17 protein-coding genes are annotated in these 17773 nt (G+C 63.2%); 7 read left to right on the top strand and 10 right to left on the bottom strand.

Going from position 1 to position 17773, the window contains the following annotated elements:
• Positions 1–73: 73 nt before the first annotated feature.
• The 5 genes from I6F35_RS33290 (at position 74) to I6F35_RS33270 (ending at position 6778) form a co-directional block, all read left to right on the top strand.
• The gene (locus I6F35_RS33290; protein ID WP_225121870.1) at positions 74–1972 is read left to right on the top strand and encodes a potassium transporter Kup; all 1899 of its coding nucleotides are present in this window, start codon (positions 74–76) and stop codon (positions 1970–1972) included.
• A 148-nt stretch (positions 1973–2120) separates the two neighbouring features.
• A complete protein-coding gene (locus I6F35_RS33285; RefSeq protein ID WP_225121869.1) occupies positions 2121–4046 on the top strand; it encodes a potassium transporter Kup in 1926 nt (641 codons plus the stop codon).
• 111 nt (positions 4047–4157) lie between these two features.
• A complete protein-coding gene (locus tag I6F35_RS33280) occupies positions 4158–4487 on the top strand; it encodes a rhodanese-like domain-containing protein (RefSeq protein WP_225121868.1) in 330 nt (109 codons plus the stop codon).
• A gap of 7 nt (positions 4488–4494) precedes the next feature.
• Entirely contained in the window at positions 4495–5664 is a 1170-nt protein-coding gene (locus I6F35_RS33275; RefSeq protein WP_225121867.1) for an aminotransferase, read from the top strand.
• A gap of 4 nt (positions 5665–5668) precedes the next feature.
• Positions 5669–6778, top strand: a complete 1110-nt coding sequence (locus I6F35_RS33270; RefSeq protein ID WP_225121866.1) for a polyamine ABC transporter substrate-binding protein — start codon at positions 5669–5671, stop codon at positions 6776–6778.
• A 121-nt stretch (positions 6779–6899) separates the two neighbouring features.
• On the opposite strand, the gene I6F35_RS33265 is transcribed toward I6F35_RS33270, so the two are convergent.
• The 6 genes from I6F35_RS33265 to I6F35_RS33240 form a co-directional block, all read right to left on the bottom strand.
• Positions 6900–7835 carry a lipid A biosynthesis lauroyl acyltransferase gene (locus I6F35_RS33265; protein WP_225121865.1) on the bottom strand — a complete coding sequence of 312 codons (936 nt, stop codon included), beginning with the start codon at positions 7833–7835 and terminating at the stop codon, positions 6900–6902.
• Between the two features lie 68 nt (positions 7836–7903).
• The gene (locus I6F35_RS33260; RefSeq protein ID WP_225121864.1) at positions 7904–9181 is read right to left on the bottom strand and encodes a beta-ketoacyl-ACP synthase; all 1278 of its coding nucleotides are present in this window, start codon (positions 9179–9181) and stop codon (positions 7904–7906) included.
• Between the two features lie 117 nt (positions 9182–9298).
• Positions 9299–10486 carry a beta-ketoacyl-ACP synthase gene (locus I6F35_RS33255; protein WP_225121863.1) on the bottom strand — a complete coding sequence of 396 codons (1188 nt, stop codon included), beginning with the start codon at positions 10484–10486 and terminating at the stop codon, positions 9299–9301.
• On the bottom strand, positions 10479–10952 hold the full coding sequence (locus tag I6F35_RS33250) for a 3-hydroxyacyl-ACP dehydratase FabZ family protein (RefSeq protein ID WP_225121862.1): 474 nt from the start codon (positions 10950–10952) through the stop codon (positions 10479–10481). The genes I6F35_RS33255 and I6F35_RS33250 overlap by 8 nt, the downstream gene beginning before the upstream one ends.
• An 11-nt stretch (positions 10953–10963) precedes the next feature.
• Positions 10964–11269: an acyl carrier protein gene (locus I6F35_RS33245; RefSeq protein WP_027583603.1), complete on the bottom strand. Its 306-nt coding sequence runs from the start codon at positions 11267–11269 to the stop codon at positions 10964–10966.
• 193 nt (positions 11270–11462) lie between these two features.
• Positions 11463–11804: a hypothetical protein gene (locus I6F35_RS33240; protein ID WP_225121893.1), complete on the bottom strand. Its 342-nt coding sequence runs from the start codon at positions 11802–11804 to the stop codon at positions 11463–11465.
• A 293-nt stretch (positions 11805–12097) separates the two neighbouring features.
• On the opposite strand from I6F35_RS33240, the gene I6F35_RS33235 reads away from it, so the two are divergent.
• Positions 12098–12724: a ParB-like protein gene (locus tag I6F35_RS33235; protein WP_225121861.1), complete on the top strand. Its 627-nt coding sequence runs from the start codon at positions 12098–12100 to the stop codon at positions 12722–12724.
• Here I6F35_RS33235 and I6F35_RS33230 read toward each other — a convergent pair.
• The 4 genes from I6F35_RS33230 to I6F35_RS33215 form a co-directional block, all read right to left on the bottom strand.
• Entirely contained in the window at positions 12721–13227 is a 507-nt protein-coding gene (locus I6F35_RS33230) for an MgtC/SapB family protein (RefSeq protein ID WP_225121860.1), read from the bottom strand. The two genes, I6F35_RS33235 and I6F35_RS33230, sit on opposite strands and share 4 nt — an antisense overlap.
• 21 nt (positions 13228–13248) lie before the next feature.
• Entirely contained in the window at positions 13249–13827 is a 579-nt protein-coding gene (locus tag I6F35_RS33225) for a peroxidase-related enzyme (RefSeq protein WP_225121859.1), read from the bottom strand.
• Positions 13828–13917: 90 nt separating this feature from the next.
• Entirely contained in the window at positions 13918–15654 is a 1737-nt protein-coding gene (locus tag I6F35_RS33220; RefSeq protein ID WP_225121858.1) for an ATP-binding protein, read from the bottom strand.
• A gap of 297 nt (positions 15655–15951) precedes the next feature.
• A complete protein-coding gene (locus tag I6F35_RS33215) occupies positions 15952–16380 on the bottom strand; it encodes an SRPBCC family protein (RefSeq protein ID WP_225121857.1) in 429 nt (142 codons plus the stop codon).
• 153 nt (positions 16381–16533) lie between these two features.
• On the opposite strand from I6F35_RS33215, the gene I6F35_RS33210 reads away from it, so the two are divergent.
• On the top strand, positions 16534–17742 hold the full coding sequence (locus I6F35_RS33210; RefSeq protein WP_225121856.1) for a cytochrome P450: 1209 nt from the start codon (positions 16534–16536) through the stop codon (positions 17740–17742).
• Positions 17743–17773 lie beyond the last annotated feature (31 nt).

Here is a 17773-nt window from a genome sequence, read left to right as displayed (position 1 = left end):
CGTTGACAGGGAACGCGGAAGCGTGGATAGCCGCGCCGGATCAAACCAGCAGATAGGGCGTTCTCCCCCCGCCATGGCTGTCAGCGTCTCATCGAGCGAGGTCCAAGAGGGGCCAGTCACCTCCAATTTCTGGGCCCTGACGCTGGGCAGTATTGGCGTGGTGTTCGGCGATATCGGCACTTCGCCGCTTTATGCCTTTCGCGAGGCGGTCGCCGGCGCCACCCACGGACAGCCGGTATCCCGAACCATCGTCCTCGGCGTGCTGTCGCTGATCCTGTGGGCGCTCTTCATCGTCGTCACCTCGAAATACGTGCTGCTGTTGCTGCGCGCCGACAACAACGGCGAGGGGGGCACGCTCTCGCTGATGGCGCTGGGGCAACGCGCGCTTGGGCGGAGAAGCTGGCTGTTGCTGGCGCTCGGCGTGGTCGGCGCCTCGATGTTCATCGGCGATTCCATGATCACGCCGGCGATCTCCGTGTTGTCGGCGGTCGAAGGCCTCAAGCTCGCGACGCCGGCACTCCAGCATTATGTGGTGCCCGTCACGATCTTCATCCTGGTCGTGTTGTTCTCGGTTCAGCGCATCGGCACCGCGCGGGTTGCTTCCGCCTTCGGGCCGGTGATGGTGGTCTGGTTCGCAACGCTCGCCGTGATGGGGCTGGTCCACATCAGGGATGACCCGTCGGTGCTGGCGGCGATCAATCCCTATTATGGGCTCCAGTTCTTGCTCACGCATGGCACCATCGGATTGGTGACGCTGGGCGCGGTGTTCCTTGCCGTCACCGGCGGCGAGGCGCTCTACGCCGATCTCGGCCATTTCGGCCGCAAGCCGATCCAGTACGGCTGGTTGTTCTTCGTGCTGCCCTCGCTTCTGCTCAATTATTTCGGGCAGGGGGCGCTGGTACTGTCTGATCCGTCCGCGATCGAGAATTCCTTTTACCGGATGGTTCCCGACTTCCTGCTGTTGCCGCTGGTGGCGCTCGCCACAGCAGCCACCGTGATCGCAAGCCAGGCCGTCATCACCGGCGCCTATTCGCTGGTGCGTCAGGCGGTGCAGCTCGGTCTGCTGCCGCGCTTCGAGGTCCGCTACACCTCGGAGTCCCATGCCGGGCAGATCTATCTGCCGCGCGTCAACCGCTTGCTGCTGATCGGCGTCGTCTTGCTCGTGCTGATGTTCCACACCTCGAGCGGACTCGCATCGGCCTACGGCATCGCCGTCTCAACGACGATGGTCGCCGACGGCATCATGGGCTTTGTCGTGATCTGGAAATTGTGGAACTGGCGCGTGGCGACCGCAGCCGCGGTGATTGTGCCGCTCGTGGTTGTCGACATGACTTTCCTGAGCGCCAATCTCCTGAAACTGTTCGAAGGCGCCTGGGTGCCACTGCTGTTTGGCGTTGCGATGGCGGTCATGATCTGGACCTGGCGGCGTGGTGTGGCCATCCTGCTCGCCAAGACCCGGCGCATCGAGGTGCCGCTCGATGATCTGATCAAGAGCCTGGAGAAGCGGCCGCCGCATATCGTCAAGGGCACCGCGGTCTTCCTCACCAGCGATCCAGGCTTTGTCCCGACTGCGCTATTGCACAATCTCAAGCACAACAAGGTGCTGCACGAGCACAATGTGGTCCTGACCATCGAGACGGCGCAGACGCCGCGCGTCGATCCCTCCGAGCGCGTCCATATGGAACGTGTCAGCGACAAGTTTTCCAAGGTGCGCCTCCGGTTCGGCTTCATGGAATCGCCAAACGTCCCCAAAGCACTGGTGATCGCCCGCAAGCTCGGCTGGCAGTTTGACATCATGGCGACGTCATTCTTCGTGTCGCGGCGGTCGCTCAAGCCCGCGGCGCAGTCGGGCATGCCGCTGTGGCAGGATCACTTGTTCATCGCCATGAGCCGCTCCGCCAACGACGCAACCGATTATTTTCAGATCCCGACCGGACGGGTGGTTGAGGTCGGCACCCAGGTAACTATCTGACGGGCGCGAGATTCTGGCTGGCTCAGCCGTAGAGTTATGTGCTAAATGCATGGCGGAGGCCTGATTGTCGCCTAACCTATGCATTCGCGCGGGGATATAGGCCTGTCACTCTGTTTCATTGTGCAGTGAACAATAGAGGCTTCCTCCCATGTCGTCCGAGAGTGCCGTCACCGCGGCGGAAACGCCTGCGGCCAGTGGACATGGAGAGGCGCATTCCACGGCAAGTTTCGGGGCGCTGACGCTCGGCAGCATCGGCGTTGTCTACGGAGACATCGGCACGAGCCCGCTCTATGCCCTGCGCGAAGCTGTCGTCGCGGCCAGCGGGCACGGTGGCGTCGCCACGACGCAGGCAGTGCTCGGCGTGCTCTCCCTGATCCTGTGGGCGCTGATCGTGGTCGTCACGCTCAAATATGTGGTGATCCTGCTGCGCGCCGATAACCACGGCGAGGGCGGAACGCTGGCGCTGATGGCGCTGGCTGAGCGCGCCGTTACCAAGGGTGCCGGTGCCGTGGTGATGCTCGGCATCATCAGCGGGGCCTTATTCTACGGCGACGCGGTGATCACGCCGGCGCTGTCGGTGCTGTCGGCGATCGAAGGCATCAAGCTCGTTACTGCGACCTTCGAACACTATATCGTGCCGATCACGGCGTTGATTCTGGTGGCGCTGTTTGCCGTGCAATCGCATGGCACGGCGCGGGTTGCGGCATTCTTCGGTCCGATCATGTGCGTCTGGTTTGCCGTGCTGGCGATCGCAGCCGTGCCACAGATCATCGCCCATCCGCAGGTCCTGGCCGCGCTGAATCCGCTCTATGCCGTTTCCTTCATGCTCCACCACGGCTTGATCGGTTTCATTACCCTCGGCGCGGTGTTTCTCGCCGTGACGGGCGCGGAAGCGCTCTATGCCGATCTCGGGCATTTCGGCAAACGGCCGATCCAGTTCGCCTGGCTGTTCATCGTGCTGCCGGCGCTGGCGCTCAATTACATGGGGCAGGCGGCGCTCGTCATTGTCGATCCCAAGGCGATCGAGAATCCGTTCTTCCTCATGTTCCCGGATTGGGCGCTGATCCCGATGGTCGTACTTGCCACCATCGCCACGGTCATTGCGAGCCAGGCCGTCATCACTGGCGCCTATTCGCTGACTCGCCAGGCGATCCAGCTCGGCCTGTTGCCGCGTTTCGAGATACGCCACACCTCGGAAGCCCATTCGGGTCAGATCTACATTCCCCGCATCAACCGGCTGCTGCTGGTTGCGGTGTTGTTGCTGGTGCTGTTGTTCCGCTCCTCGAGCGCGCTGGCCTCGGCCTATGGCATCTCGGTGACCGGCACCATGGTGGTCACGGGCATGATGGGTTTCGTCGTGGTCTGGAAAGTCTGGCGATGGTCGCCGATCGCCGCCGCCGCGCTGATCGCGCCGTTCCTGTTTCTCGATGTTACCTTCCTGTCGGCAAACCTGCTGAAGGTGCTGGAGGGCGGCTGGGTGCCGCTCGCGCTCGGCGGCGCCGTGATGCTGCTGATGTATACGTGGCGGCGGGGCAGCCGGCTGTTGTTCGAGAAGTCGCGCAAGCTGGAATTCCCGCTCGCCGATCTCGTCGCGATGCTGGAAAAGCGGCCGCCGCAGCGCGTCTCCGGCACGGCGGTGTTCCTGACCAGCGACCCCGCCAGCGCGCCGACCGCGCTCATGCATAGTCTAAAACACTACAAAGTGCTGCATGAGAAGAATGTCATTCTCACCATCGAGACCGCACCGACGCCGCGGATCGATCCGTCCGAGCGGGTGCGGATGGAGCAGATCAGCCCGACCTTCTCGAAGGTGACGCTGCGCTTCGGCTTCATGGAATCGCCGAACGTGCCGAAGACCCTGGCGATCGCCCGCAAGCTCGGCTGGCAGTTCGACATCATGTCGACCTCGTTCTTCCTGTCGCGGCGATCACTCAAGCCCGCCGCGCATTCCGGCATGCCGCGCTGGCAGGACCATCTGTTCATCGCCCTCAGCCGTTCTTCCAACGACGCCACCGACTATTTCCAGATCCCGACCGGCCGCGTCGTCGAGGTCGGAACGCAGGTAACGATCTAGCTTTTGCCGGTCCTCGACCCTTTGCGGTGCTTGATTTTCCCTGCGCAAGGGGCGACTTTGCGCCCGAAATCACGGGGCTGGCTGAGCCCACGAATTGTCTGGAGAACGCGCGTGGCTGACCACAAGGTGCATGATCTAACGCCTCAGGAGGTGTCGAAGGGAATAGCGGACGGACGCTATCTCCTGGTCGACGTCCGCGAGCCCAACGAGGTCGCTGCCGAGGCCTATCCTGACGGCGCCGTGGTGCCGCTGTCGACGTTCGATCCGGACGAGATTCCAGATCCGCAGGGCAAGGAGGTCGTGTTCGCCTGCCGCTCGGGCAAGCGTTCGGTCACCGCCTCGCTCGCGGCCCAGTCGGCGGGGCTGCCCTACGACAAGCATCTGGCAGGAGGCATGCTGGCCTGGAAGGCGGCAGGATTGCCGACCAAGACGGGCGGCTGACCTTTCCATGACTTCCATGAACAAGGTCTTCGCGGACCTTCCCGTCACCATTTTCGAAGCGATGTCGCAGCTCGCGCGCGACAACAACGCCATCAATCTCGGGCAGGGCTTTCCGGACGATCCCGGTCCGGAGGACATCCGTCGCGCGGCCGCGGATGCCTCGGTCAACGGCTACAACCAGTATCCGTCGATGATGGGCATCCCCGAGCTCAGGCAGGCGATCGCGGCTCATTACGGCCGCTGGCACGGGCTCGACCTGGATCCCATGACGGAAGTCATGGTGACCTCGGGCGGCACCGAAGCGCTGACCTCATCGATCCTGGCCATGGTCGAGCCGGGTGATGAGGTGGTGGTCTTCCAGCCGGTCTACGATTCCTATCTGCCGATCATCCGTCAGGCAGGCGGCATTCCGCGGCTGTTGCGGCTCGAGCCGCCGCACTGGCGGCTGAACGAGGAGATGCTGCGGAGCGTCTTCAATCACAAGACCAAGGCGGTGCTGTTCAACAATCCGCTCAATCCGTCCGCCGTCGTCTATCCGCGCGAAGACCTCGAACTGCTGGCGCGGTTCTGCCAGGAGTTCGACGTGGTCGCGATCTGCGACGAGGTCTGGGAGCACGTGATCTTCGATGGTCGCGAGCACATCCCGCTGATCACGCTGCCGGGCATGCGGGACCGCACCATCAAGGTCGGCAGTGCCGGCAAGATCTTCTCGCTCACCGGCTGGAAGGTCGGTTTCGTCTGCGCCGCGCCGCCGCTGCTGCGGGTTGCCGCCAAGGTGCATCAGTTCCTCACCTTCACCACGGCGCCCAATCTGCAGGCGGCGGTGGCCTATGGGCTCGGCAAGGCCGACGCGTATTTTCACGACATGCGCAAGGATCTGGCGCGGAGCAGGGACCGGCTGACACAAGGATTGGAGAGCCTCGGCTTTCCGGTCCTGAAATCCCAGGGCACCTATTTCCTCACCGTCGACCTGTCGCCGCTCGGGCTCAACGAGACCGACGAGGCGTTCTGCCGGCGCATCGTGACGGACTACAAGGTGGCCGCCATCCCCGTCTCGGCCTTTTACGAAAAGGATCCGGTGACCTCGGTCGTACGTTTTTGCTTCGCAAAGAAGGACGCGACCCTCGACATTGCGCTCGAGCGTCTATCGGATGCGGTGCACCGTCGAAAGAGGTAGAGAGATGCACGAGCTGGGCTGTCATCCCCTTCGCTTCGCCGCCCTCTTGGCTGCGGCCCTGCTCGTTTGTTCCTCTGCCCGCGCCGAGGAGCGCACGGTCAATTTCTACAATTGGTCGAACTATATGGCGCCGGGGGTGCTGGAGGACTTCACGAAGGAGACCGGCATCAGGGTAACTTACGACACCTTCGATGCTAACGAGACGCTGGAGACGCGGCTGCTCGCGGGCAAGTCGGGCTACGACGTCGTGGTGCCGACCGGCTATTTCCTGCAGCGCCAGATCACCGCAAAGGTCTTCCTCAAGCTCGACAAGTCGAAACTGCCGAACCTCGCCAATGCCTGGCCGGTGGTGACCAGCCAGCTCGCGACCTACGATCCCGGCAACAACTACGCCGCCAATTACATGTGGGGCACCACCGGCATCGGCTACAACGTCCAGATGGCGCAGAAGATTCTCGGCCCCGACGCCAGGATCGATAGCTGGGACATCGTCTTCAAGCCCGAGAATCTCGCCAAGTTCAAGGACTGCGGCATCCATATGCTGGACTCCGCCGATGACATCCTGCCGGCCGCTCTGAACTATCTCGGCATCGATCCGAACTCGACCAAACAGGCTGATCTCGAACGCGCCGCCGACCTCGTCAGCAAGGTCAGGCCCTATGTGCGCAAGTTTCATTCCTCTGAATATCTGAGCGCGCTCGCTTCAGGCGAGATCTGCTTCGTGGTGGGCTGGTCGGGCGACATCATGCAGGCGCGCAGCCGCGCGGTCGAAGCCAAGAACGGCGTCGAAATCGGCTACACGATTCCGAAAGAGGGCGCGCAGATGTTCTTCGACAATCTCGCGATCCCCGCGGACGCCAAGAACGTCGCCGAGGCCTATGAGCTGATCAACTATCTCTACCGGCCGGACGTCGCCGCGAAGAACTCGAACTTCCTGTCCTACGCCAATGGCAACCAGGCAAGCCAGAAGCTGATCGATCCGAAAATCCTCGACGACAGGAACATCTATCCGGACGAAGCGATGCAGAAGAAGCTGTTCGTCATCACTGCGCGCGACCCGGCAACCCAGCGGATCATCAATCGTCTCTGGACGAGGGTGAAGACGGGGAGGTAAGGCTCGCTGTCGGGATTCTGTCCGTCATTGCGAGCGAAGCGAAGCAATCCATAGCGCCACAAGCGGAGGAGTGGATTGCTTCGCTTCGCTCGCAATGACGCGGGCGGTATAAGCTTCAGGCTCACCGCCAGCGGCGGTGCAGCCACAACCACTGCTCCGGATATTCGCGGACCCAGCCTTCGATCACATTGGTGACGGCCTGCATCGTTCCCTGAATATCGATCTCCCCGGATGCGTCGAACACCGGCTTTATTTCTTCGGAGAGCTCGCCGCGGAAGCGGTTGTTGGGCAGGCGGATGATGCGGGTGCCGTGGATCGGGCATTCGACCTGACGCCGGAGCCGCGCCAGCATGGGGTTGGCCTTGGTCTTGCGGCCGAAGAAGGTGACCTCGACGCCGTTGGTCAGATATTGGTCGACCAGCATAGCGACGTGCTGGCCGTTCTGCAGCGCCTGCGCAAGGCGGAGCGGCGCGCCGCGGCCGGCGGGGATCAGCGTGCCCATCTCGACCGCGCGGATCTTCTCGATCGCACGGTCCGCGGCTTCGCTGTTCGGCCGCCGGAACAGGATCGCAGTGTCGAGCCCGTGCGCGACGGCCGCCAGCGCTGGTAACTCCCAGTTGCCGAGATGGGCGGCAAAGATCAGCGCCGGCTTGCCGTCGTCCCTGATCTGGTCAAAGAGCTCGATGGTTCGCGGCGACAATTCGATGCGGCTGTTTTCGGGATGGTCGCGGTCGTAGTCCCAGATATGGTCGAGATGGGCGAATTCGGCGCCGATGCGGCCGAGATTATCCCAGACGCCGGCCAGGATGTTTTCGATCTCCTCGGGCGATTTTTCCGGAAACGCGGCCCTCAGATTCTCGCGACCGATCCGGTCCTCGCGCAGCCTGCGACCGATGAAGTGCGCAGCGCGACCGAAGAAATCGGCGGTCTTGAAGGGATCGAAGCAGCGCGCGGTGCGCAACAGCGCGATTGTCAGCGCGCCCACCGCGGCGTCGCCCACGGGCTTGGCGGCGTCGCGAAGGCGCGCGCGGGCACGCAGGAGCTGCAGGCGGTTCATCGCGACAGTGGTGTTTGGTCGAGCATGATCTCGTCAGAAGACCGGAGACCAGTTCGTCGAAGCATGCTCTAGGCCGGCTCGCGCGTCAGGATCAATGAGGCGTTCTGCCCGCCAAAGCCGAATGAGTTGGACATCACGGCAGTGACGCGGGCATCACGTGCCTTGTTGCCGACCACATCGAAATGAATGCTCGGATCCGGCACGTCATAGTTGATCGTCGGCGGAATCCGCTGATGCTCGAGGGTGAGCAGTGAGAACACCGCCTCGACCGCACCGGCCGCCGAGATGGTATGGCCGACCATCGACTTGTTCGACGAAACCGGAATCTTGGAGATCTGCTCGCCGAATACCGCTGAAGTCGTCAGATATTCCATCTTGTCGTTCTCGGGCGTCGCCGTCCCATGCGCGTTGATGTGGTCGATCTGCTCCGGCACCATGCCGGCGTCGGCCAGCGTCTTGCGCATGCAGCCGATGATCGGCTTGCCGTCCGGGCTCGAGCGGGTGCGATGAAACGAATCGGTCAGTTCGCCGCAGCCAGCAACAACGCCCAGGATGGTCGCGCCGCGCGCAGTCGCCGCCTCATAGCTCTCCAGCACCAGCGCGCCGGCGCCTTCGGCCATCACGAAGCCATCGCGGTTCTTGGAGAACGGCTTCGATGCAGCCTGCGGCGGATCGTTCTGCGTCGACAGGGCCGAGAGCAGGGAGAAGCGGACCACGGCTTCCGGATTCACCGAGCCGTCGGTCGCAACGCACAGCGCGGCATCTGCCTCGCCGCGCCGGATCGCCTCCACGCCGAGCTGGATCGCCGTCGCGCCGGAGGCGCAGGCTGTCGACAGCGAGATCGGCGAGCCCTTGGTACCGAAGTTCTCGGCGAGGAATTTTGCGACCGAGCCGAACATGAAGCGATCATGATAAGGAGCGAACCTGCCGCCGCCGCTTGCGCGCAGCATGTCATAGTAGTCGAATTCCCTCTTGGCGACCGTGCGCCCGAGTTCGAGCCGCTGCGGCCATTCGGTCTCAACCGGCGCGACCGCGAGGAAGAGGGGGCCTGGAAAGTCGCCCTTGCTGCCGATGCCGGATTGCGCCAGCGCCTCTTCGGTGGCGATTTCGGCGATGCGCTCGGAAAGCCTGGTGGACGTGAAGGGATCGACGTCGATGAAATCGATCGTTCCCGCCATTGTGCTCCTCAAGCCATCGATCGGGAAACGGGTGACCGTCTTGATCCCGGATTCGCCGGCGACGAGCTTGGCCCAATTGTCGGTCTTGCCGGCGCCGAGCGAGGTGACGATGCCCATGCCGGTCACGACAACGATCGGCCTGCCGAATTTATCGCGTGGTGTCGCCATGCTTCCCCCGTCCGATGCTGCGCTCGATCGCGATCCGATTCGAGCGAATCGGATCATGATCTCATCCCATTGTCTGAGCGTGATCTTTCGGATCACGCTGAAGCGCGCAAACGCGCTCTACTTGACGGCCTCGACCAGGGCCATGCCTTCGCCCTGCCAGTGACCGGTTCCCATCACTACAATCTGGGTTGGCGGGTCGGACTTTTCAACCTCAAACCCGGTGGGATCGTTCGGCGGAAACAGCGCGCCGCGCGAGATCGAGAGCGCCGCCAGCGCAACGCCGAGCGGGAACTGGGCTTCTACGGTGTGGCCGAACATCGTTCCGGTGGCGCGCACGGCAAGCCCCTGGTGCTCACGCAGGAACGCTCGCTCCTCCGATGTGACGGGCTCGGCGCCGGTCGCGCCGGTGACCACCACGCCGACATCGTCGCCAACACCGAGTTTCGACCACAGCGTTTCCAGCGACTTCGTGACCGCGCCCGGCTGCTTGCGTTGTGCGAGGTCGGCGACCACTTTCGTGAGCTTGGCGTAAGGCTTGACGCCGCGCGCCTCGGCGTGCTCGCGAGACTCCAGCACCAGGAATGCGCCGGCGGAGCCGAGTGCGAATCCGCTGTTGTTCTCGCGTGCCCAGACCGGCGTGAACTCGCCGGTCAGGTTGAAGTCGCCGAATTCGAAGAGGACCAGCAAGTCGAGGCGTTCGCCATTGTAGGCGCCACCGACGAGGGCAATGTCGCTCTGGCCGGCCTCGATGCGCGCCACGGCAATGCGCGCCGCATCGATGCTGGACGCTTCCTCGCCCATGAAGGTGCGCGAGGTGCCGCGGACGCCGTGAACGATGGCGATATTGCCGGCAAGCAGATTCGAGAGTTGCGCCAGGAACAGCGTCGGTCGCAGCTCGCTCATCAGGCGTTCGTTGAGAAAGCCGGGGCTGAAATTGCCGTGCGCGTCGGCGTTCAGGATCGCGGTATCGACTGCGAGATCGCGCTCGCCGCCGCCGGCCGCGACGATCATGTCCATGCGGGACAGGATTTCCTGATTGCCTTTGACGCCAGCCGAATCCAGCGCCAGCCCCGCGGCGTAGGTGCCGATGCGCTGCCAGGCTTCCATCTGACGCTGGTCGCCCTTCTTCGGGATCTGCGCGTCGAAGCTGACAGGGGCGAGCGGATGGATGATGTAGGGTGCGAACCGCTTGTCGTCGACATTGATGCGCTTGGCATTGAGCGCATCCCAATGTGCATCCAGGCCCTCGCCGAGCGACGACAGGATGCCAATGCCGGTGATCCAGACTTCCTTCCGCTCAGTCATGCGCCAGCGCCTGCAGCGGAAAGCCGATCTTCTTGGCCATCGCGTCCATGTGCACGCGCAGATCGGGATGGGGGAAGGGGATGTGGCGGAAGGTCAGTTCGGCGTTGCATTTCAATTCCTTGCCTACCCGAACCTGGGCCGACGTCACCGCAAAGCCCGAGCCTTCGTGCTCGACCTTGGCATCGATCGTCAGCACCTCGCCCGGGTTGACGAAGCCGCGCATCTTGGCTTCCTTGATCATCGCCAGAAAGGGCATCCGTTCGAACTTCATCAGCCCGAGCAGAAGCCAGCCGGACGACTGCGCCATCGCTTCCGTCAGGAGCACGCCCGGCATGATCGGGTGCCCCGGGAAATGGCCCTCGAAAATCGTGTTGGTCTGCGGAACGTCAGCCTCCACCACGATCGTCTTGTCGTCGATGTTGAGGTCGACGATGCGATCGATGAGCTGGAAATATTCGAGCTGCATGGGGCGCTCGATTACGAGCCCGACGCCGTGCCCGTGCCTGCGTTCTTGGCCGCGACCAGTTCGTCGATGCGGTCAGCGAGATTCTTCAGCACGAAGTACTGCTCGGTCGTGGCCTTGCCGTCGTTGACTTCCTGGGTCCACTTCTCGAGCGGCATCTTGATCCCGAATGCCTTGTCGATCGCGAAGGCGATGTCGAGGAAGTCGAGGCTGTCGATCCCCAGATCGTCGATGGCGTGGCTTTCCGGCTTGATCGTGTCGCGCGGGATATCGCAGGTCTCGGCGATAATGTTGGCGATCTGCTCGAATGTGGAAGACATCACTAAGCCTTTGATATATTGGCGATAAATTCCGGGACGATCGGGAGGTGGCGGGCGGCGTTGTCCCGGAATGCCCTGTTCCCCCGGGCGGACTCGAGTGCCCGTATATCGGAGCGGGGCCGCGAGTTCAATGGAGCTTGGCCTTCCCTGTGGGCCGCCTTGTTGGGCAGGAGATGCCGCTGCGGTTCCCGTGCTAGCCCCGCGGCATCACCGAAATCCGCGCGCAATCCCGCCGGCCCGTCAGGACGCAATCCTGGGTTTTGCGCAGGTCGGCGATGCTCACGGCCAGCCAGATGCCGATCGCGGTCAACGCAACCGTGAAAGCGAAGGCCGCGATATTGGCAAGCATGCGCTGGCGGAAGTCATCAGGCTCCTCGCGCGGACGCTCGTAACGGGAAAGGTCCCGGGCGACCTGGCCAGACTTTCCCGCCTCACGCGGGTGCTCGTGGCGGGTGGGTGGATGGGCGGAGGTGCGCGGCCGGAATTTGAGCACCACGTGCTCGCCATCCGAGCTGATAGGCCGCTGGGTTTTCACTGCCGTCCGTCCGCAGAAGTTGTGATCCTGTTTAGCACGCCGCACGCGATTCTCACGTAAAATATTGGTGCGCGCTCGCGCGACGTGATCCTGCGGCATTGGTGGAACTGATGGTGAGGCGATGTGGGCGAGGCATCACGGCGAGATGTGCGATGCACCCTCGTGCGCGTCTCCAGGATTTCCGTTCACAGCTCGTCGAGACGGGAGCCCGAGGAATTCAATCCCTGGTGGCGCCGTGCCATAGTGGAACCAGCCCTCGGTGATTTCCGTCGGCAGGAATGGAGAGTTGAACCATGGCCAATACGCGCGAGCCGATTCTCAAGCCGGTCGCGATTATGTCCCTGCGCCCGACTCAGATGACGGTCGGCATGAGGGAGGTGAAGGAGAAGCGCGAACGCTGGCGCGAGCACAAGTCAGCGAGGAAGCGCGCCGAAATGCTCGGCAAGCATATGATCCCGGTGGTGCTCGGGCCCGATGAGCGCTACTACGTCGTCGACCATCACCATCTCGCCCGTGCACTGCACGATGAGGGCGTCAAGGATGTGCTGGTCACGGTGATCGGCGACCTCACCATGGTCGAGCGCGATGCGTTCTGGGGGGTGATGGACAACAAGCGCTGGGTCTATCCCTATGACGCCAAGGGTGAGCGCAGGCATTTTCGCGATCTGCCGAAATCGGTGAGCGACCTGAAGGACGATCCATTCCGCAGCCTCGCCGGCGAACTGCGCCGTGCCGGCGGTTTCGCCAAGGATACCACGCCATTCAGTGAGTTTCTGTGGGCCGATTTCCTACGCCGCAAGGTCACGCGCAAGACAGTGGAGGTTGATTTCGCAAAAGCCATGGAAAAGGCGCTCGGCTTCGCGAAGAGCAGGGATGCGATCTACCTGCCGGGCTGGTGCGGGCCGGCAGCAGATGATTAGCGGCTTGCCGGTGGTTGCGGCTGTGGTGGTGTGGCTGCCGTGTGCTGTTCGTCGGGATCATCGTTGCCGCCCAGTTTGCGGTGCAGGAAGCGCTCGGTGCGGCGGCCGACGGTCAGGAGTATGAGCGCGATCGCCAGGGCTGTCGCGACGATCCGCCACTCGCCGGCACCGGAGACGATTCCGATGCAGGCTGCCAGAAAGGCGCAGGCGGCGCTCGTCAACCCGCGGACGCGGAAGGGCTCCCTCTCCCGGACGATCACGCCGGCACCGAGAAAGCCGATGCCGGTCAGAATGCCCTGAATCACCCGGCTCGTTGCATCGGTGATCCTGCCGACCTCGGTGAACTGCACGGCGACCACCACGACTGTCGCGGTGGACAGTCCAACGATGCCGAGCGTCTTCAAGCCGATCGGCTTGCCGCGCAGGTCGCGATTGAGGCCGATCAGGCCGCCGGCGAGCGTGGCCACGCCGAGGCGCAGGATGATGTCGCTCCATTCAAGCACGCGGCATACCTCGGCCGTCGGTTATTTCGGCAGCCGTCCCATCATGTAGAATTCATCGTTCGGGCGCATCGCGGTGAAATTGGCCATCCGGTTCGACAGCGCAAAGAAGGCGGCGATCGCCGCGATGTCCCAGATGTCGTCATCGCTGAATCCATGCGCTGTGAGCGTGGTGAAGTCGGCTTCCGAGATCGTGCTCGCCTCGCGGCTCACCTTCATCGCGAAATCGAGCATGGCGCGTTGGCGCGGCGTGATGTCGGCCTTGCGATAGTTGACAGCGATCTGGTCTGCGATCACCGGATTCTTGGCACGGATGCGCAGGATCGCGCCATGCGCGATCACGCAGTAATGGCATTGGTTGGCGGCGCTCGTCGCCACCACGATCATTTCCCGCTCGGCCTTGGAGAGGCCGCTATCCTTCTCCATCAGCGCGTCGTGATAGGCAAAGAAGGCGCGAAATTCGTCGGGGCGATAGGCAAATGTCAGGAAGACGTTCGGCACAAAGCCGGACTTTTCCTGAACCGCGAGGATGCGCTCGCGGATATCCTCGGGCAGTTGGTTGAGGGCAGGCGTGGGATAACGTGTTGCGATCGGTTCAGTCATGGCTGGTCCCGGCTTAAGGTTGTGCGCGGTGCGGCTTGGCCGGAACCATAGTCGATGGCGGCGCGGGCGCAAGCGCCCGGCGGAAGCCGCTCAGCGCAGCGGCTTCTTCAGGAGCGAGAAGCGATCGGGATCGAGCCCCATCGAGGGTTGCAGCATTGGTGCATCCAGCGTCGTGGTGCGTGCGGCCGGCCGCTCGCTGATCGCGGGGTCGTTGGGCACGTCGCGGTGCGAGGTGGCGCCGCGCCAGCGCTCCAGGACGGCCGAGACGAAGTGCATGTCGTGGCCGGCGGCAACCGACGGCACGGTCGCGATGGTGGCCTCGCTGCGCGGAAGCTGATGCGGCGGCACCTCCTTGAAGCGCAGCCGGGTCGGCAGCGCCACGCCTTCGCCGAATGCCAGCACCTCGCGGGTGCCGAGCGAGGGCACGAACGACAACAGGTTGGCCGCAGCGTCAGAGACCGCCGAGCGCAGCAGCGCCTGGTCGCGATCGTTGGCGAGCCGCATCGTGAACAGCGTATTGCACTGGGAGATGATGGTGGCATCGAGTTCGGCCGGACGCTGGGTGACGAGGCCGAGATAGACGCCGTATTTGCGGCCTTCCTTGGCGATGCGGGACACCGCCTTGCGGGTCGGGCCGAAGCCGATGTTTCGGTCGGCGGACGCGTAGCGGTGCGCTTCCTCGCAAACGAACAACAGCGGCGAGACGCCGTCGCTCCACAGCCCGAAATCGAATGCCATCCGGCAGAGCACGCTCACGACCGAGTCGATGACCTCGGCCGGGAAGCCGGCGAGCTGCATCACCGTCATCGGCTTGCCGTTGGCGGGCAGGCGGAACAGATGGCTGATGACCTCCGCCATGGTGTCGCCGCCGACATTGGCGTTGTCGAACATGAAGGCGTAGCGCGGATCGTTGCGCACGGTCTCGATGCGCGAGATCAGCTTGTGATAGATGATGCGCGAGGAGCGGTTCTCGAGCTTGCCCATGCGCTCGTCGATCAGCGAGATCAGGTCGACCAGGCGATACGGCACCGGCGTATCGACGGTGTAGCCGATCTGCTTGGGATCGATGCGCTTCAGGCCGATGCGGTCGGCGTTCTGGTATTGGGTGTAGATGCCCTTCGCCATCGGGATGACTTCGGCGAGGATGTCGAGTTCTTCCGGCACGCCGGGGCGGCCGCCGAACAGCACGTCGACGATCTCTTCGAAGTTGAACAGCCAGAACGGCAGTTTCAGGTTGCGCGGGTTGAGCACCTGCGCGCGCTCGCCGAAACAGCGGCCGTATTCGTTATGCACGTCGAGCAGGAAGATGCGCAGGTTCGGCCGCGACTTCAGGATCTCGTTGAGCAGCAGCGACACGCCGGTGGACTTGCCGACGCCGGTCGAGCCGAGCACGGCGAAGTGCTTGGACAGCATTTCTTCGATATCGACATAGGCGGTGACCGAACGGTCCTGCTGCAGGGTGCCGACATTGATCTGGTCGGAGCCGCTCGGCGCATAGATCGTGCGCAGCTCCTGTGCATTGATCAGATCGACGGTGTCGCCGATGGTCGGGTAGTTGGTGACGCCGCGCTGGAACTTGGGACGATCGCCGCCGAGAATTTCGCCGAGCAGGTCGACGGAAGCGCTTGCGATGTAATTGTCGGACGTCGGCAAGTCCTCGCAGCTCACCTCGGTGATCATGGCGACGATCACGGAAGACGCACTCCGGATGCTGACGAAGCGGCCGACGGTCGCGCGCACTTCCGAAAACGGCATCTGGCTGGTTGCCAGGAGTCCGACGCGGGCCTGTGAGCCGCGCACCGAAATCACACGTCCAAAGGATGTCACAGTTCCGGACCCGCGATATTTGGGAGATTGAGCTAAGAGCTCACTATGGGAAGCGGCGCTGGACAAAGGGTTAAACCGATGCGCCTCCAGGTTTGCTAAATCCACATCATCCGGGTGAGCATTTGCTTCGCGAGCAGCGGCTGGCAGCGGAAATTGCCCGGAAAAATCAGGCTTTTCTCGTCAGAACCGGGCCGATTCCACGTTGGGTCCGATTAACGATCGATTTACCACGACGCCAGACCGCGATACCGCTGGCAGCGTCAACCATTCGCCCCGCACCGGGGCGGCCGGGTCGCGTCACGCCGGAGGCCGAGGGTGGGTGCTGGCAATATGGTCGAGACCTGCTTTCAGGAATGATTTGACGGCATCCGCCGCGCCGGATGCTTCGTCCGAGATCAGGTCGAAATGCGCGGACCATATCACCCTGCTGCTGTGGTCCGGTGCGTCCTCGATGCGGAACTCGCCGACATAATTGCGGATCGGCATTGCGGTTGCTTCCATCCTGTAGCGATAGAAGCGCTCATTCGGCGCGAATTCGATCAATCGTTCTGTCTGTCGCTTGCCGTCGCGCGTTTCCGCCACCCGCGCGCAACCTTCGTGATCGCCTTCGCTTTCCACTCTCGCCAGCATCGGGTGCCATAAGCCCACTGCGCCGAAGGAACCGATCTCCCGCCAGAGGTCTGTGGATTTCTCGCCGATCGGCACGGAAACGATGATTTGCGGCATGCGTCAGTTCCCCGTCATTCTGCTTGCCTCATGGCGCAAACTATTTTGCGGCGCAGCGGTTCCGGGGAACGTCTGAAAAAAGCGGAGACGGCTCTTGGCGCTCGGAATATCGTTCGCAGGCGTGATTCTCCGCGCAGAAGCCCGGAATAACCAATGGCGACACGCATCGATTTCACGAGCGAAGAATTTTTTCGCGATCCCGCGGCTGCTGTTGCGGCGCTGCGGGCGTGTGCGCCGGTGGTAGCCACGCGATTTCCGATCGTGGGCAAGGTCTGGGTCACCACGACCTATGAGACCACTGCACAGATGCTGAAGGATTCCTCCACCTTCACGCTGCGCAAGGAGGACGGGGCGCTCGCGGGGCTGCAGTGGTGGATGCCGAAATCCATCGCAACGATCGCCAACAGTATGTTGACCAAGGACGAGCCGGATCACAGCCGGTTGCGCGGCATCGTCGATGAGGCGTTCCGCCGTCGTGCCGTGCTCGAGATGGAGCCGCACATCCGGGCGATCGCGGAAGGCCTTGCGGACGAACTGTTCGCATCGGGCAGCCCGGCCGATCTGGTGCAGCGCTATGCGCGCATCCTGCCGCTCTCCGTCATCTGCGAGCTTCTCGGCCTGCCGGCGGCCGACCGGCCGAAATTCATCGGCTGGGCGAATGCGATGGGGCAGGTTGCCAACACCTTCGGCTTCCTGCGCATGCTGTTCATGCTGGGGAAGATGCGGCGCTACCTGCAGGAGCGCCTGCAGGCGGCGCGCAAACAGGGCGGCGAGGGACTCATTGCCGAACTGGTGCAGGTCGAGAAGGAGGGTGGCCGCATCACCCCGGACGAGATGGTATCGATGGTGATACTCCTGCTCGGCGCCGGTTCCGAAACCACGACGCACCTGATCAGCGGATCGGTGTTCGAGCTGCTGAAGAACCCCGAAACGCGTAACTGGCTCGAGGCGGACTGGAACCGCGCCGCCCTCGCGGTGGAGGAATTCCTGCGCTTCGTCTCGCCGGTGCAATTCTCAAAGCCGCGGTATGTGCGGCACGACGCCGAGCTCGGCGGCGTCGCGCTGAAGAAGAACGATCGCGTGATGGCGATGATCGTGGCGGCCAATTTCGATCCCGCGTCGCATCCGCAACCCGAGCGGATGGACCTCGAACGGCGGCCGAACCGGCACATCTCCTTCGGCACGGGCATCCATTTCTGCCTCGGCCACCAGCTCGCGCGGATCGAGGCGATCTGCGCGCTGAAGGCGCTGTTCACCCGCTGGCCAAGGCTTCAGCTTGCTGTTCAGCCGTCTGAGATCCACTGGCGTCGCCGGCCCGGGATACGGATGATTGACAGGCTGCCAGTGATGCCGAATGCGTGAGCAGCGCGGCGTAGCAAGGCCGTGTTAGCCT

This window comes from Bradyrhizobium sp. BRP22 (genome assembly GCF_020194175.1).
In the GTDB taxonomy this organism is placed as follows: Bacteria; Pseudomonadota; Alphaproteobacteria; order Rhizobiales; family Xanthobacteraceae; genus Bradyrhizobium.
The sequence above is the reverse complement of the archived record's forward strand: the minus strand, read 5'-3'. Positions and strand labels throughout refer to the sequence as shown.